Here is a 15,362-nt window from a genome sequence, read left to right as displayed (position 1 = left end):
GGTGGCGCTCAGCCGGGCGCGGGCAGCGAGCCGAGGATCAGGTCCAGACCGTCGTTGAACTGGGTGCGTGTGTCGGCCCGCAGGAACGGGACGGCGGCGGCGAGATCCGGCAGCTGGTGCGCCGGGGGGTTGAACGTCGCCGTCGGGGTGCCAGGCCGACGGTCGCGGGCGACGGCGGCGGCCACCGCGCGCGCCTCGGACAGCACGTGCCCCAGGCAGTAGAACAGCAGCGTCTGGTAGACCGAGGTGGCTGCCTCCGCAGTCAGCCCCAGCCCACGCAGCAGGCCGATCGCGTGGTTCGCCCGCTCCCAGTACGCGCGCCCGCCCGGGGGCCGGCGCAGGATCACGGCGGCCATCGTCGGGTGCCGCAGCAGGCAACGGCGCAGCTGGTGCAGGCTCTCCCGTAGATCCGCCTGCGCGTCGCCGGTGGACGGCAGTGGCTCGTCGCCGGCGATCAGGATGTCCGCGAGCGCGTCGAGCAGCTCGTTCTTCGTCCGGAAATGGCGGTAGAAGGCGGTCGGGTCGACCTCGAGGCGGGAGCCCAGGGCCCGCATGCTGAACGCGTCCGCCCCGCCGATCCGGACGATCTCCATCGCCGCGTCGAGCAGGAGCTCCCGGGACAGGGTGCCACGGGGAGTGCGGTGGGGTGGCACGGGTGCGCCGGTGGGCGGCGCGTCCTCCTGAGCATCCGGTGCTGTCACAGGGCTGATCCTAACGACGCCAGCACTGTGGTCAACAACGTTGACAGCCCCCGGCCGCCTCTGTTGATCAAGACTTGTCTCTGGATGTCGCGGGGCCCGACAGTAAAAGGCCTGAGTGCCCGAACAACGGGATGCGTACCTTGGCGGGGGTTGCGACCATTGCTCCATGATCTGGTCGGTCACTGACGACGCAGGCGATTTCCTGGCCGAGGCAGGCGATTTCCTCCGGACCGCGGCGGCGGAGAACACCGTTGTGCTCACGGTCGCGGCGGACGTGCGCGCGCGGGGTGCCGGTGCCTTCGGCGGAGCCGAGACCCTGTTCGGCTGGTACAGATCCATCGGTGGCCCGGTCAGCGGTGTCTTTCTCCACACCCACGGCAACCCACTGCATCTTGGCGTCATGCCGGTCGAGGCGATCGGTCCGCTGGCCGACAGCCCTGCGCTGGCCGAGCGGAAGGTTGCCAGTGTCAACACCGACGAGCGGGCGGTGGCAGCCGTCGTCGCCGCGTGGCGCGACCGGGCCGGGGCATCGCTTCGAGTCCAGGACCGTGAGCGTCTCTACCGGTTGGGAACGCTGACCCCGCTCGAGCGGCAACCTCCCGGCCGGGCGCGACCAGCGACCGCCGCGGACCGGGATCTCCTTGTGGCCTGGCATCTGGCGTTCAACGAGGAGGCAGGCCAGGGCGGCGATTCTTCGGCGCGGGTCGATGACCGGCTCAGCTACGGCGGCCTGTACCTCTGGTACGTCGACGACACGCCCGTCTGCATGGTCGGCCACAGCCGCGTCGTCAGCGGCATGGCGCGGATCGGACCTGTCTACAGCCCGCCCGAGCATCGGCGGCGCGGCTACGCCGGCGCGCTGACCGTCATGGCCAGCCAGGCGACCCGCGATGGGGGAGCCACGACGACTGTTCTGTTCACCGACCTGGCGAACCCGACCAGTAACCGTATCTACCAGCGGCTCGGGTACGTCCCTGTCGCAGACAGGGTGCTCCTCGGCCTGGATCCGCCTACCGCCTGAAATGCACCGGACCCGGGCGCCTGGGGGAGCGGGGAGCCCGGTGGCACCCGGAACGACCGCTCCCCACCAAGATAGTCAACAGTGTTGACGCGCCGTGCTCTGCAAATTTGATCTTGGCTCGCCAACAAAGCAAAAAACAAAACGGAACAAAAACATCCCTCTCCAAAAAGAGATTCTCTGCTTGGTCGGAAAAGGATCAGCTCGGAAAGGGCGCCGTTGGTCGTGTTCCGAGGTGGCCGAGGTCGCGGGCCGCGCCGTCGCCGTGCCGGCACGGCGACGGCGTTGTCGGCTGGCGATGGCATCCGGGCCGAACCCGTCCAATAGCTACTGGCATAGCGGGCATTGAGGCGATCGAAGGGGAAGGTAAATGGGCGAGCTGGCACTCGCCTCGCTCCTACGGCAGTTCTCGTGGGCGCCTGGGTGGCGGGAGGCGCAAGGGGCGCCCAGCCTGTCTCCCCCGAGGCCCGGAACGCCCAGCTGTGTGCCAGACCCGACTGCCGGGCACGGCATCCCCGGCGAGCGGTGCGGTGGCGAGGGGCTGCGTCGGGCCCGCCCACGCCGGTTCCCAGGGCAGGCTGCCCGTGTGGTCGGCCCAGACGGCCTGCAGACCGGGGACGGCCGGGCCGTCCGGGTGGCGGTACAGCGAGTTCGCGCCGAGCAGGAGCTGGTCGCTGGCGAACGGCGTGATCGCGCGCAGCTCGACAGCCAGCAGGGGCGCGAGCGTGAGGCGCTGGCCGTCGTGCAGGCGCTCGTGGCGGCGGACCCGCTCCCCGAGCAGGTCGAGGACCCTCGTGGCCTCGTCGTCACGCAGGCCGCTCACGACGAGTTCGGGGTGGCTGTCGAAGGCGAACAGCCCAATCGTGTAGGCGTAGGCCGGTTCGTCGGGCCTGTCGTCGAGCACCGGCTGCACGGCCCACCCGCGGGTGCGCAGAATCTGATCGAGCAGTGCATCCTGGCTGGCGATCCAGGCGGCGGTGGCGGCGGGGTCGTTGTCCGCCGCGCAGGCCGGGCAGGTCTCGTCGTCGCAGGTCTCGTCGTCGCAGGAGTCGTCGTCGCGTGGTGGGTGACGGGCAGCCATGGGTTCACCTCGGTCCGTGTTGGTGGGTGAACCGTATGCGGGTGGGATCGGGAGTTTCGGCGGCGAGCCGGCTCCGTGACGGTGGATCTTGGTGGGGTCACGGCGGTTGACGTTCCGACACCGCCGGGGTGCCGGCCGCCGCGGCGGTGGCGCTGTTCAGGTGGATTCGGGTGACCCGGTGGTTTCGAGGTCGAGGGCGAGGCTGTTCATGCAGTAGCGCTGGCCGGTGGGGGCCGGCCCGTCGTCGAAGACGTGGCCGAGGTGGGAGTCGCAGCGTGCGCAGCGGACCTCGGTGCGGACCATGCCGTGGCTGGTGTCGTCGACGAGGGTGACGGCGTCGGGTGAGACGGGCTGGTAGAAGCTGGGCCAGCCGGATCCGGAGTCGTACTTGGTGGCGGAGGTGAACAGCGGTGCGCCGCAGGCTCCGCACTGGTAGGTGCCGTCGGTCTTGTTGTAGGTGTAGGCGCCGCTGAAGGGGGCTTCGGTGGCGGCCTGGCGCAGGATGGCGTAGCGCTCGGGGCCGAGCAGCTCACGCCATTCGCTGTCGGAGCGGACGACTTTGCTGCTGGTCGGGTTGTCGCTCACGGGTTGGGTCCTCTCCTGTGCAGGCGGCGCGCGTTCGGTTCCGGGTGCCGGGTCGGGGCACCGGGGGCCGGCGGGCTGGGTGCGGCCATGTCGTCGTGTGGTCGGCTGTCTCGGGTTCGTGCTGGTCGGTTCGTCGTGGTCAACGCGGCGGCTGGCCGGTTTGTTCTTGGGTGTGGTGGTGGTCGCGTTCGGTGGTGAGGGTGGTGGTGGCGAGGGCTGCCCCGCCGCCGGCGGCGAGGGTCATCACGGTGCCGTAGGCGGCGGGGAGGTGGTGGTGGGCGGTGGCGTGGGCGAGGACGGCCGTGTCGGCGGTGTCGCTGAGCAGGCCGGCGACGAGCCAGGGTTGGGTCTTTCCGCCGGTGGTGTGGGCGTGGAGCAGGCCGAGGCCGAGGGCGAGGTCGCGGATGCCGGCGAGGCGTGCGATCCAGGCAATTTTCTCGGCTGTGACACGGTCGACGCCGGCGAGGCGGATGATCGGTACGGGTCTGGTGAGGGCGGTGAGTCCGACGGCGGAGCGTGCGAGGCTGTTCAGCAGGATCTGGGCCCGGTTCGTCACCCGGCGTGTATCCTTTGCAGTCGAGGGAACACGTAGTGTGATCACGATCTCGTTACCTGGCCTTCTGGGGTGGGAACGACTTCGCTTGTTCGTACGTTGGACTCGGTTGAGGTCAACATGCCACGACGCTCTGAGGAGTCATATGGGCGAGCGCATTCTGCGGGGCAGCCGTCTCGGTGCAGTGTCCTACGAGACTGACCGCAGCACGGAGCTTGCCCCGCGGCAGACAGCGTCGTACGACTGCCCCAACGGGCACCAGTTCGCCATGCCGTTCGCCGCCGAGGCCGAAGTGCCGTCGGTGTGGGAGTGCAGGGTGTGCGGGTCGCCTTCGGTGATTGTGGACGGTGAGCGGCCGGAGCCGAAGAAGAGCAAGCCGCCGCGGACGCACTGGGACATGTTGATGGAGCGTCGTACGACGGACGATCTGGAAGAGGTGCTGGCCGAGCGGCTGGCGGTGCTGCGGGGCACTGGCGAGGATCGCCGGTCGGCCTGAGCAAGGCTGCCTTCGGTGCCGGGCGCGGCGCCGTTGGGCTTGGTTGGCGAAGGGGTGACAGCGTTTGACGCTGTCACCCCTTCGCCATGTCCGTGCCCGGTGGTGCCCCGGGTGTGACGGCTGGTCTCCCGGTGGGGGGGTCGGGGTTTCGGGGGCGTTGCGGGCCCCCGGCCCTGATCCGGGTCAGGACCGGCCGGCGGGGGTGCTGGTCGCGGACGGCCCGGTTTCGGCGGTGCTGTCGGTGGGTGTGGGGGTGCTCGTCGTGGGGGCGGGGTCGCCGGGGGGTGCTGGTGCGGGGATCGCGGTGGTGGAAGGTGTGTGTGGGGTGCGGGTGGCGGCGGGGCCGCGGCGGCGGGAGGACAGTGCCCACCAGCCGACGCGCCAGAATCCTTCGGCGACGATCGAGCGGTTCATCTTGGAGGCGCCGCGTTCGCGTTCGACGAAGTCGATGGGGACCTCGATGACGCGGAAGCCGGACTGCCAGGCGCGCCAGGCGAGGTCGACCTGGAAGCAGTAGCCCTGGGAGGCGACGAGGGTGAGGTCGCGGGCGCGCAGTACGTCGGCGCGGTAGGCGCGGAATCCCGCGGTGGCGTCGCGGAGGGGGACGCCGAGGGCCGCGCGGACGTAGGCGTTGGCGCCGCGGGAGAGGACCAGCCGGCTGCGTGGCCAGTTGTGGACGGTGCCGCCGGGGATCCAGCGGGATCCGATGGCGAGGTCGGCGCCGGTGAGGGCGTCGAGCAGGCGGGGTAGCTGTTCGGGCTGGTGGGAGCCGTCGGCGTCCATTTCGACGATGATGTCGTAGCCGTGTTGGAGCGCCCAGGTGAAGCCGGCGATGTAGGCGGAGCCGAGACCGGATTTGCCGGCGCGGTGCAGGACGTGGATGTGGCTGTCGGCGGCGGCGAGTTCGTCGGCGATGTCGCCGGTGCCGTCGGGGCTGGCGTCGTCGATGACGAGCAGGTCGACCGCGGGGTTCGCCGTGCGCAGGCGGCGGGCGGTGTCCGGCAGGTTGTCCCGTTCGTTGTAGGTCGGGACGCAGACGACGACGCGGGTGGCTTCCACGCCTCTCCTTTTCTGGTCGGTTCCGGTCGGGGTGGTGTCGTGGTCGTGCGGGGTGGTGCGGCGGCTGCGGCGGGTGTGGAGCAGGGCGCCGAGGATGGCGATCACCGCGAGGGCGGTGAGGGCCATCTCCGGGACGATACCGAGCCGGGTGGCGAGGGTGTGTGTGGTGCGTAGCGGAAGCTGCGCGGTCAGTACGCCCGGTTCGTACAGGCCTGTCTGGGACAGGATGGTGCCGTCGGGGGCGATGATGGCGCTTTGGCCGCTGGTGGAGACCTGGACGGTGGCGCGGCCGTGTTCGACGGCGCGCAGGCGGCTCATCGCGAGCTGCTGTTCGCTTTCGCCCTTGCGGCCGAAGGAGGCGTTGTTGGTCTGGATGACGAGGAGTTCGGCGCCGCGGTTGACGTTGTCGCGGACGAGTCCGTCGTAGGCGACTTCGAAGCAGATGACGTCGCCGATGGTGGTGCCGGCGACGGGCAGGGCGCCGTGGCCGGTGCCGGCGAGGAAGTCGTTGGGCATCTCGTCGGCGAAGCGGGTGATGAGTTTTTCCAGCAGGGCCCGGCCGGGGAGGTATTCGGCGAACGGGACGGGGTGGCGTTTGACGTACATGTCGCCGGTGGGGCCGTCGGTGGTCCAGATGAGTCCGGCGTTGCGGACGTGCCGGTCGCCGGGGCCGTCGAGGACGGCGCCGACGAGTAGTGGGGCGCGGGCGACGGTGGCGGCGTGGGTGAGGGCGGTGGCGGCGTCCGGGTCGGTGAGGGGGTCGAGGTCGGAGGAGTTCTCGGGCCACAGGACGAGGTCGGGCTGGGGGGTGGTGCCGGCGCGGACGGCGGCGGCGAGGTTCTCGGTGCCCTGGACGTGGTTGGTGGTGACCTGCATGGCTCGGCCGAGGGCGTGGTAGCCGCCTGCTTCGGGGACGTCGCCCTGGATGGCGGCGACCTGCAGGGTGCCGTGCTGGGCCGCGGTGGGCAGGGGGACGGCGAGTCCGGCGAGGGTGAGGGCGCCTGCTGTGGCGGCGGTCGCGGTGAGGGCGAGGGTGGGTCGGCGTGCGCCGTGCGGGGGTGTGGGGTGGCTGGGTGTGGGGTGAGGGGGGCGTCGCCGGCTCCACGCCGGTGTCTGGGTGTGGAGGTGGATGGCGGTGGTGGCGAGCAGGGCGGCGGTGGTGGCGACGGCGAAGGTGACCAGGGGGGCGCCGCCGAGGGCGGCGAGGCCGGTGTAGGGGCTGTCGGGCTGGCTGAAGGCGAGCCGGCCCCAGGGGAAGCCTCCGAAGGGCGCGCGGCCGCGGAGAGCTTCCTGGGCGACCCAGGCGGCGCCGGTCCACAGCGGGGCGGCGGGTAGCCGCCAGGCGAGGGTGGTCGCGGGGGCGATGGCGGCGAGGATGGCGGCTTCGGCGGTGGACAGGACGATCCAGCCGTCGGCGCCGACGAAGGAGACGAAGCGCAGCAGGGGTAGCAGGAAGCCGAGGGAGAACAGCAGGCCGAGCCCGTAGGAGATGCGTAGGCGGCGGCCGCGGACGGTGAGGGTGAGGACGGCGACGGCGACGGGGGCCAGGGGCCACCAGCCGATGGGGGGGAAGGCGGTGTAGAGCAGCAGGCCGGCGAAGGTGGCCAGGGCGGGCCGGGTGAGGCGGCGCCCGGTGGTGCGCAGGCGGCGCGCGGCGCCGCTGGTGGCGTCGGTGGGCTGCTGGGGTTTCTGGGGGGTCGCGGGGGGTGTGGGGGGCGCGCCTGCCGTGGCCGGGTCGTGCGGGGGTGGTGTGGCGGGCGCGTGGGTCACCGGTCCAGTGTCCGGTACGCGGGCGGGGTCGGGTAGCCCGGGCTGTGTGCTGTCCGTCGTGGGTGGTCGGCTGCGGGTCTGGTTGTGGGTTCGGTTCCAGGCCTGGTGGTGGGTGGTGTAAGGGGTTCGGTGCCCTCCCCTGTCCGCGGCCGGTGGTGGCGGCGTCTGGACCACGTTGGGACTACCTGGAGGTTTTCGGGTCGGGGTGGGGTGCTTCCGTGGGTGGGACGTGTGTGGTCGAATCTCGCGGTGCCCCGGTGTCGGGGTGTGCCGCGGGTGTCTGGTCTGGTGCCGGGTGGGCCGGCGGGGGGTGGGGTTCCGGACCGTTCGTTAGACAACGGTGCTGGCGTGGCCGGGTGCGGTGTGCGCGGTGCCGGTCCGAAGGACGGTCCGGATCCCGGCTGCCCGGATGCCGCGAGCCGGTGTGGTTCCCCGGTGTGGTTCTCGGTTCGGTGGGCGGGTCAGAGCTGGTCGTGGATGATCTGCCCGCGCAGGACGGTGCGCAGGCAGGTCGGGCGGGTGTGGGCGGCCCAGGCCAGTGGGTCGGTGCCGGGTGGTGGTGGCTTGAGGTCCCAGACGGCGAAGGTCGCGGGGGCGCCGGTGGTGAGCTGCCCGGAGCCGTCGGTGTCGGCGCGGGCGGCCTGCCAGCCGCCGCGGGTGGCGGCGCTGAACGCCGCGGCGGGGCTGATCCTGGATGTGGCGATGTGGTGGTGGGTGGCGGCGTGCACGGCGCCCCAGGGGTCGAGCGGGGTCACGGGGCTGTCGGAGGACAGGGCGAGGGTGACACCGGCGGCGGTGAAGGCCGCGAACGGGTTCATCAGCGCGGCTCGGGTGGCGCCGAGGCGGGTGGTGTAGAGCCCGTCGGGGCCGCCGTAGCGGGCGTCGAAGGCGGGTTGGACGCTGGCGACGAGGCCGAGGCGGGCCATGGTGTGGATCTGGTCGGGGTGGGCGAGTTCGGCGTGTTCGACGCGATGGCCGGCGGCGGCGATGGTGGCGGTGCCGAGCTGGTCGGCGGCGGCGTGTAGTCCGGCCAGGACGAGGTCGAGGGCGGCGTCGCCGATGGCGTGGAAGCCGGTCTGCAGGCCGGCGTGGGTGGCGTCGCGGACGATGTCGCGGATGTCGTCGGCGTCGCGGTGGCGTTGGCCGCTGTGGGTGGGCTGGTCGTGGTACGGGCTGCGCAGGGCGGCGGTGTGGGAGCCCAGGGAGCCGTCGACGAACAGGTCGCCGCCGTAGCCGACGGGTCCCAGGCCGGGTTCGGCGGTGAGGGTGAGGGCGGTGGGCAGGTCACCGGCCCAGTAGCCGTGGACGGCGGGGCCGGTTTCGTCGCGGGCGAGGGTGAGCAGGTCGGCGAGGTCGTCGGCGCTGGAGACCTCGGGGCCGGCCATCTCGTGCAGGGCGGCGATGCCCAGGGCGGCGGCGTGGGTGCGGACCCGGCGGGCGGCGTCGAGGCGGGTGGTGCGGGGCAGATCGTGGTAGGCGGTGGTGCGGGCGCGGTGGTGGGCCTCGTCGCGGCACAGTCCGTCGCCGAGCCAGCCCGGTGCCTGGTCGGCGCCGGAGCGGTGGGCCAGGGTCGGGGAGATGACGGCGGTGAGCTCGTCGGCGCGGGCGAGGTAGACGTCGACGGGTCCGGCGGCGCGGGCGATTTCGGCGGCGGTGGGTGGGCGTTGCTGTGGCCAGCGGGTCTCGTCCCAGCCGGTGCCCAGCAGCGGTCGGCCGGGTCGTCGCCGGGCCGCGTGGGTGAGCTGGTCGAGGGCGTCGGTGAGGGTGGGGGCGTCGGTGAGGTCGACGCCGTCGAGGGCGAGCCCGGTGGCGGTGGTGTGGATGTGGGCGTCGACGAACGCGGGGGTGATGGTGGCGCCGTGCAGGTCGGTGGTGGTGTCGACGGTGCCGGGTGGGTGCTCGTCGGCGGTGCCGATCCAGGTGATGGTGGCGTCGTCGACGAGGAGTGCGGCTCGCTGGGCGTGGGCGTGGGGGCTGTGGGGGGCGAGCAGGTGGGCGTGCCGGTAGAGCACACGTGTGGGTGTGTGGTGTGGCTGGCGGTGGGTGGGGTGTGTGCTCACCGTGCCCAGGGTGGCCTAGCCCGGCCTGTCACAGGTTCGGGGGGCGCCCTTCGTAGGGGGTGGAGAGCACGACCATGGTGCGGGTCGACACGTTGGCCGCGGCGCGGATCTCCTGCAGGAGCGCTTCGAGGGCGGCGGGGTCGGAGACGCGGACCTTGAGCAGGTAGCTCTCCTCCCCCGCGACGCTGTAGCAGGCCTCGATGGCGGGCAGGTGGGTGAGCCGGTCGGGTGCGTCGTCGGGCTGGCTGGGGTCGATCTCCTTGATGGAGACGAACGCGGTGAGTGCCAGGCCGACCTGGGATGGGTCGACGAGGGCGACGTAGGACGTGATGACTCCGCGCTGCTCCAGGCGACGGACCCGCTGGTGCACGGCGGACACCGACAGGCCGGTGGCGCGACCGAGGTCGGTGAAGCTCATCCGGCCGTCGCGGCACAGCAGCTGCACGATCTGACGGTCTAGATCCTCCAACACGTTCCGGAGGTTATGCACAGAACGGCCGGTCGTGACGGGAGTTTCTGGTCCCGTCGGGACTTTGCGTGGCGGGTGGGCGTGTCGCGGTGGAGGTTCTGGTGACGGATGGTGATCTTCTCGGTGCGTGGTGTGGATGATGGTTCGGTGTCGGTGCGGCGGAGGGCCGGGGTCTGGTGCGGGTCCGGTGCTGGTGGGAGGGGTGCTGGTGGGAGGGGTCCGTTGGCTGGTTGGGGGTGGTGGGGTTGGGCTGTCGGCAGGGCATGCCACTCTGACAAGATGACCATCGTGGAGGTTCCGGTGGGTGAATTCGGGGTGTCCGGCGGTGGTGAGCGGCTGCTGCTCGCGGACACCCCGTCGTTGTATTTCCGTGCCTTTCACGGGGTGCCGCGGTCGGTGCGGGCGCCGGACGGGATGGCGGTGAACGCGGTGCGGGGGCTGCTGGATGTGCTGGCCCGGCAGATCGTCGAGCTGCGGCCGCGGCGGCTGGTGTGCTGTTTCGACGCGGACTGGCGTCCGGCGTTTCGGGTGGCGCTGATCGCGTCGTACAAGGCGCATCGGGTGGCCGATCCGGTGTCGGCTCCGGTGTCCCCGGTGGCGGATGCCGGTGGTCCGGGTGTGGCGGGTCTTCAGGCCGGTGGTGCCGGTGGTGTGGTCGTGGAGGAGGTGCCCGACGAGTTGGAGGCGCAGCTGCCGGTGATCGATGCGGTGCTCGCGGCGTTCGGGATCGCGCGGGCGGAGGCGGCGGGGTTCGAGGCCGACGATGTGATCGCGACGTTGGCGACCCGGCACAGCGTGGGCCGGGTGGGTCCGGTGGACATCCTGACCGGGGACCGGGACCTGTTCCAGCTGGTGTGTGACGACGCCGGGGTGGCGGTGCGGTACGCGGTGGAGAAGTTCGCGCTGGTGGATGAGGCGTCGGTCAGCGCCAGGTATGGGATCCCGGGCCGGGCGTACGCGGATTTCGCGGTGCTGCGGGGTGATCCCAGTGATGGGCTGCCCGGGGTGGCGGGGATCGGTGCGAAGACGGCGGCGGCGCTGCTGGTGCGGTTCGGGTCGTTGTCCGCGGCGTTGGCGGCGTTGGACGCGGGGGTGGTCGAGGGCTTCCCGGCCCGGGCGGCGGCGCGGCTGGCGGCGGCGCGGGACTACCTGGCGGCGGCGGTCGGGGTGGTGGCGGTGGTGCGGGATGTGCCGCTGGAGGCGGTGTCGGGGGTGTTGCCGGTGGCGCCGGTGGATCCGGTGGCGTTGGCGGAGCTGACCGCGCGGTACGGCCTGGCCGGGTCGGTGGGGCGGTTGACGGCGGCACTGGCGGCCGTCGCCCCCGCGTAGCCATCTGACGGGCGCCTGACGGCCGTCGGAGGCCGGGTGGGGGGGCGTGTTCGCGTCGGGCCGGGGGTGTGGGGAGTGTCACGGTGAGCGCCGCGTGGGTGCCGCTGGGGACATCCGGGATCGTCCGCGCTCACGCGGAGGGGGTCTGCGGGGGTCTGGTCCGGTCCGGCAGGGTGGAGGTGTTGCTGCGGACCGTGACGTGACGGCGGTGTGGGTGGATCGGTGCGGGCCGCCGGCACGGCCGAACCGGCAGTGACGGTAGGTTGCCCCTCATCTGACAGCGTGGGTGTACACGCAGGTGACCGATGGGTTCGTTCGTCGACGGTCCGGGGTCGCCTACTGTTGCGCACCGAAGGCCCCGCGTGGGCGTCGGGTGCGGGTGAGGGTGGAGGTGACCTGGTGGGGCTGCGCGAGCGGCTCGCGGGCAGGCGTGTGTTCATGACCGGGGTGACCGGGTTCGTCGGTGAGGCGCTGCTGGAGCGGCTGCTTTCGGACTTCCCGGATACCCGGATCGTGGCTCTCGTCCGGCCCCGGGGTAGCCATTCGGGTGCGGCCCGGCTGGCGCGGATGACTCGTAAGCCGGCGTTCGCCGGGCTGCGGGAGCGGCTGGGCCGGGAGGGGCTGGCCGCGCTGCTCGCCGAGCAGGTGCAGGTCATCGAGGGTGACCTGGCCGACATGGGGGCGTTGCCCACCGACCTGGACGTGGTGATCCACTGCGCCGGGGAGGTGTCGTTCGACCCGCCGATCGACGAGGGGTTCGCGACCAACCTGGGTGGGGTTCAGGAGCTGCTGCGGGCGGTGCACGCCAGTGGTGCGCGGCCGCATGTGGTGCATGTGTCGACGGCGTATGTGGCCGGGTTGCGGTCGGGGCACATCGCCGAGGGCCGGCTGGCGCACGGGGTGGACTGGCGGGCCGAGCAGGCTTCGGCCGGGCGGGCGCGGCAGGCGGCGGAGGACGCGTCGCGGTCGCCGGAGGTCTCGGCGCGGCTGCGGGAGCAGGCGGCCGGCGAGCATGGCCGGGCCGGGGCGCAGACGGTGGCGGCGGCCGCGGAGACGGCGCGACGGGACTGGGTGGCGCGGCGGATGGTCGCCGCCGGTGCCGAGCGGGCGCAGGTGCTGGGGTGGACGGACGCCTACACGTTCACCAAGGCGCTGGCGGAGCGGTATCTGGAGGAGTCGCACGGCGATCTGCCGTTGACGATTGTGCGTCCTTCGATCATCGAGAGTGCGGTCGCGCGGCCGTTCCCCGGGTGGATCGAGGGGTTCAAGATGGCCGAGCCGCTGATTCTGGCGTTCGGTCGTGGGGAGCTGCCGGACTTCCCGGCGTCCCCGGACGCGGTGGTCGACATCATTCCGGTGGATCTGGTCGTCAACGCGTTGCTGGCGGCGGCGGCGTCCCCGCCGCCGGTGGACACCCCGGCGTACTACACGGTGTGTTCGGGGTTCCGTAACCCGTTGCTGTTCCGGGATCTGTACGAGTATGTGCGGGGCTATTTCCTGGCCCATCCGCTGCCGAAGCGGGGCCGGGGTGCGATCGCGGTGCCGGAGTGGCCGTTCGCCGGTTCGGTGGCGGTGGAGGCGAAGCTGCGCCGCGGGGAGAAGGCGGTGGAGTGGGCGAACCGGGCGTTGGGGCATGCGCCACGGTCGGAGCGGGTGCGCCGGTGGGCGGTGGATCTGGAACGGTCCGAGAGCCGGGTGGCGTTCCTGCGCCGCTATTCGGATGTGTACCGGGCGTACACGAGCGCGGAGCTGGTCTACGTCGACGATGCGACGGCGGCGCTGCACGCGGCGATGGAGCCGGCGGACCAGGAGGAGTTCGGGTTCGATCCGGCCTGCTACGACTGGCGGCACTATCTGCAGGATGTGCACTGCCCGGCGGTGACGGCGGTGCTGCGCCGGCCGCGGGATCCCGCCCCGGCGCGGCGTGGGGCGGGGAACCTGTCCGCCGGCGACGGGGTGCTGGCGGTGTTCGACCTGGATGGGACGCTGGTGTCCTCGACGGTGGTGGAGTCCTACCTGTGGCTGCGGCTGGCCGATGCGGGGCCGGCGGAGCGGGCGCGGGAGATCGCGTCGTTGGCGCGGGCGTTGCCGGGGTATCTGCGGGCGGAGCGTCGGGACCGGGGGCATCTGATCCGTTCGGTGTACGGCCGGTACGCGGGGGTGGACCCGGCGGAGCTTGCGGAGGTGGTGGCGCAGGCCGGGGCGGATGTGCTGCTGCGGCGGGTGAAGCCGGCGGCGGTGCGGCGGGTGCGTGAGCATCGGGCGGCGGGGCATCGCACGGTGCTGCTGACGGGGGCGGTGGCGCCGCTGGTGGCGCCGCTGGCGCCGTTGTTCGACGAGATCGTCGCCACCGAGCTGGCGGTCGGCGCGGACGGTCTGTACACGGGCCGGTTGTTGGCGTCGCCGCTGGTCGGGGATTCCCGGGCGGCGTTCCTGGATCATTACGCGCGCCGTCGGGGGGCGGATCTGGAGGCGTCGTGGGCGTACGCGGACAGCCTGTCGGACCTGCCGATGCTGCGCACGGTGGGTAATCCGGTGGTGGTCAATCCGGATGTGGCGTTGCACAAGGTGGCCCGGGCGTCGGGGTGGCCGATCGAGGAGTGGCCGTCGACGCCCGGTGAGTCGCGGCTGCTGGTCGGCAGCCGGGTGGAGCGGGGTCTGTTCGCGGCGGCGGCGGTCGCCCAGGGCCGTGGCCGTGGCGCCGGCGGCGCGGGGCGTGCCGGTGGTCGCGGTGACGGTGGGAACGGTGGGGATGCGACGGTGGTTCGGGTGGGAGTGGGTGAGGGCCGGTGACCCGCGGTCTGGAGCTGTACCGGTCGTTGCCGCGGTACGCGGCGGCGCGGGTGGTGTCGGGGCGGCTGCCGCGGCTGTCGTCGATGGCGGCGACGTCCGCGGCGCCGCTGCGGCTGGTGGACCGGGGGGATCCGGCGTTGCCGGGGCCGGGCTGGGTGACGGTGCGCCCTCGGCTGGCGGGGATCTGCGGGTCGGATCTGGCGACGGTGACGGGGCAGAGCTCGTTCTACTTCTCGCCGTTGGTGTCGATGCCGTTCACGCCGGGCCATGAGATCGTCGGTGATCTGCAGGAGGCGGTGACGCTGGCGGACGGGCGGCGGTTGGCGGCCGGGTCGCGGGTGGTGATCGATCCGGTGCTGGGCTGTGCGGCGCGGGGGCTGGAGCTGTGTCCGGCGTGTGCGGCGGGCCGGTCGTCACGCTGTGACTCGATCACGGTGGGTCATCTGTCGCCGGGGTTGCAGACGGGGTACTGCGCGGATACCGGGGGTGGGTGGAGCCGCGCGATGGTGGCTCATCACAGCCAGTTGCATCCGGTGCCGGACACGCTGGTGGATGAGCGGGCGGTGCTGGTGGAGCCGCTGGCGACGGCGGTGCACACGGCCGGGCGGGCGCGGATCGCGACCGGGGACCGGGTGCTGATCGTGGGCGCGGGGGCGGTGGGTCTGCTGACGTTGCTGGCGGTGCGGGCGTACACCAAGGCCGAGCATGTGACGCTGGTGGCGAAGCATCGCCGGCAGGTGGAGCTGGCCCGCCGGTTCGGCGCCGACGAGGTGCTGGCACCGGATGACGCGGTCGGTGGGGTGCGCCGGGCGAACCGGGCGTTGCGGCTGACGCCGCAGCTGGGTGGGGATTTCCTGCTCGGTGGGGTGGATGTGGCGATCGACTGTGCGGGTAGCGCGTCGTCGTTGTCGACGGCGTTGCGGGTGACCCGTGCGGGGGGCCGGGTGGTGCTGTCGGGGGTGCCGTCGGGGTCGGTGGATCTGACTCCGCTGTGGTACCGGGAGCTGGAGCTGGTCGGCACGTACGCGTCGTCGGGCGGTGCGCGCCGCGGCGACCCCGACCTCGGTCTCGATCCGGCTGCGGCCGGTGTGGAGGGCGGGCCTGACGACGAGTCGGATTTCGGCCGGGCGTTGGCGTTGGCCGCGACGGCGCCGCTCGACGGGGTGGTGTCGGCGGTGTATCCGCTGGCACGGTGGCGGGAGGCGTTGGATCACGCGTTGTCGGCGGGGAGGCTGGGTGCGGTGAAGATCGTGTTCGATCCGGCGGCGTCGGCGTGATCGGGGTGAGACACGCCGGCAGGCGCGGGGGCAGGTGCCGGGGTGCCGCGGGACGTGGCACGGTCGGGCTAGTCGAGATTTTCGGGATTGTCGTCCCAGGCGGCGGGTTCCGTCGCGGGCCGGGCGGGTGCGGGGGCACCGCGTCCGGTCGGGGTGACACACAGACGAGGG

At 72.4% G+C, this 15,362-nt stretch carries 12 protein-coding genes; 5 read left to right on the top strand and 7 right to left on the bottom strand.

Annotated features, from left to right (window positions below):
- Positions 1–8 precede the first annotated feature (8 nt).
- The gene (locus ACG83_RS32785) at positions 9–701 is read right to left on the bottom strand and encodes a TetR/AcrR family transcriptional regulator (RefSeq protein WP_054570139.1); all 693 of its coding nucleotides are present in this window, start codon (positions 699–701) and stop codon (positions 9–11) included.
- Positions 702–867: 166 nt separating this feature from the next.
- Here ACG83_RS32785 and ACG83_RS32780 point away from each other — a divergent pair, with 166 nt between their 5' ends.
- Positions 868–1,722 carry a GNAT family N-acetyltransferase gene (locus tag ACG83_RS32780; RefSeq protein ID WP_054570138.1) on the top strand — a complete coding sequence of 285 codons (855 nt, stop codon included), beginning with the start codon at positions 868–870 and terminating at the stop codon, positions 1,720–1,722.
- A gap of 394 nt (positions 1,723–2,116) precedes the next feature.
- On the opposite strand, the gene ACG83_RS32775 is transcribed toward ACG83_RS32780, so the two are convergent.
- The 3 genes from ACG83_RS32775 to ACG83_RS32765 all read right to left on the bottom strand — a co-directional run bounded on the left by ACG83_RS32775 (position 2,117) and on the right by ACG83_RS32765 (position 3,941).
- Positions 2,117–2,800, bottom strand: coding sequence for a DUF4262 domain-containing protein (locus ACG83_RS32775; protein WP_054570137.1), 684 nt, complete (start codon positions 2,798–2,800; stop codon positions 2,117–2,119).
- Between the two features lie 156 nt (positions 2,801–2,956).
- A complete protein-coding gene (gene msrB, locus ACG83_RS32770) occupies positions 2,957–3,385 on the bottom strand; it encodes a peptide-methionine (R)-S-oxide reductase MsrB (RefSeq protein ID WP_054570136.1) in 429 nt (142 codons plus the stop codon).
- A gap of 139 nt (positions 3,386–3,524) precedes the next feature.
- Positions 3,525–3,941: a hypothetical protein gene (locus ACG83_RS32765; RefSeq protein ID WP_054570135.1), complete on the bottom strand. Its 417-nt coding sequence runs from the start codon at positions 3,939–3,941 to the stop codon at positions 3,525–3,527.
- Positions 3,942–4,083: 142 nt separating this feature from the next.
- Between ACG83_RS32765 and ACG83_RS32760 the strand changes: the two genes are divergently transcribed.
- Positions 4,084–4,434: an RNA polymerase-binding protein RbpA gene (locus ACG83_RS32760; RefSeq protein WP_006539931.1), complete on the top strand. Its 351-nt coding sequence runs from the start codon at positions 4,084–4,086 to the stop codon at positions 4,432–4,434.
- Positions 4,435–4,617: 183 nt separating this feature from the next.
- Here the strand turns inward: ACG83_RS32760 and lnt are convergent, their stop codons facing one another.
- The 3 genes from lnt to ACG83_RS32745 form a co-directional block, all read right to left on the bottom strand.
- Positions 4,618–7,263 carry an apolipoprotein N-acyltransferase gene (lnt, locus tag ACG83_RS32755; protein ID WP_054570134.1) on the bottom strand — a complete coding sequence of 882 codons (2,646 nt, stop codon included), beginning with the start codon at positions 7,261–7,263 and terminating at the stop codon, positions 4,618–4,620.
- Positions 7,264–7,724: 461 nt separating this feature from the next.
- Positions 7,725–9,323: an amidohydrolase gene (locus tag ACG83_RS32750; protein WP_235498337.1), complete on the bottom strand. Its 1,599-nt coding sequence runs from the start codon at positions 9,321–9,323 to the stop codon at positions 7,725–7,727.
- Between the two features lie 28 nt (positions 9,324–9,351).
- The gene (locus ACG83_RS32745; RefSeq protein WP_035951201.1) at positions 9,352–9,795 is read right to left on the bottom strand and encodes an Lrp/AsnC family transcriptional regulator; all 444 of its coding nucleotides are present in this window, start codon (positions 9,793–9,795) and stop codon (positions 9,352–9,354) included.
- A 276-nt stretch (positions 9,796–10,071) separates the two neighbouring features.
- Between ACG83_RS32745 and ACG83_RS32740 the strand changes: the two genes are divergently transcribed.
- The 3 genes from ACG83_RS32740 (at position 10,072) to ACG83_RS32730 (ending at position 15,191) form a co-directional block, all read left to right on the top strand.
- Positions 10,072–11,121, top strand: coding sequence for a 5'-3' exonuclease H3TH domain-containing protein (locus tag ACG83_RS32740; protein WP_054570132.1), 1,050 nt, complete (start codon positions 10,072–10,074; stop codon positions 11,119–11,121).
- Positions 11,122–11,520: 399 nt separating this feature from the next.
- Entirely contained in the window at positions 11,521–13,914 is a 2,394-nt protein-coding gene (locus tag ACG83_RS32735; RefSeq protein ID WP_054570131.1) for an HAD-IB family hydrolase, read from the top strand.
- On the top strand, positions 13,911–15,191 hold the full coding sequence (locus tag ACG83_RS32730; protein WP_054570130.1) for a zinc-binding dehydrogenase: 1,281 nt from the start codon (positions 13,911–13,913) through the stop codon (positions 15,189–15,191). The genes ACG83_RS32735 and ACG83_RS32730 overlap by 4 nt, the downstream gene beginning before the upstream one ends.
- Positions 15,192–15,362 lie beyond the last annotated feature (171 nt).

Source organism: Frankia sp. R43 (assembly GCF_001306465.1).
Taxonomy (GTDB): Bacteria; Actinomycetota; Actinomycetes; order Frankiales; family Frankiaceae; genus Parafrankia; species Parafrankia irregularis.
The sequence above is the reverse complement of the archived record's forward strand: the minus strand, read 5'-3'. Positions and strand labels throughout refer to the sequence as shown.

What these genes read in the sequence shown, in the direction of transcription:
- ACG83_RS32780 (WP_054570138.1), top strand. Translation starts at nt 868, where the DNA reads ATGATCTGGTCGGTCACTGACGACGCAGGCGATTTCCTGGCCGAGGCA.
- ACG83_RS32760 (WP_006539931.1), top strand. Translation starts at nt 4,084, where the DNA reads ATGGGCGAGCGCATTCTGCGGGGCAGCCGTCTCGGTGCAGTGTCCTAC.
- ACG83_RS32775 (WP_054570137.1), bottom strand. Translation starts at nt 2,800, where the DNA reads ATGGCTGCCCGTCACCCACCACGCGACGACGACTCCTGCGACGACGAG.
- ACG83_RS32740 (WP_054570132.1), top strand. Translation starts at nt 10,072, where the DNA reads ATGACCATCGTGGAGGTTCCGGTGGGTGAATTCGGGGTGTCCGGCGGT.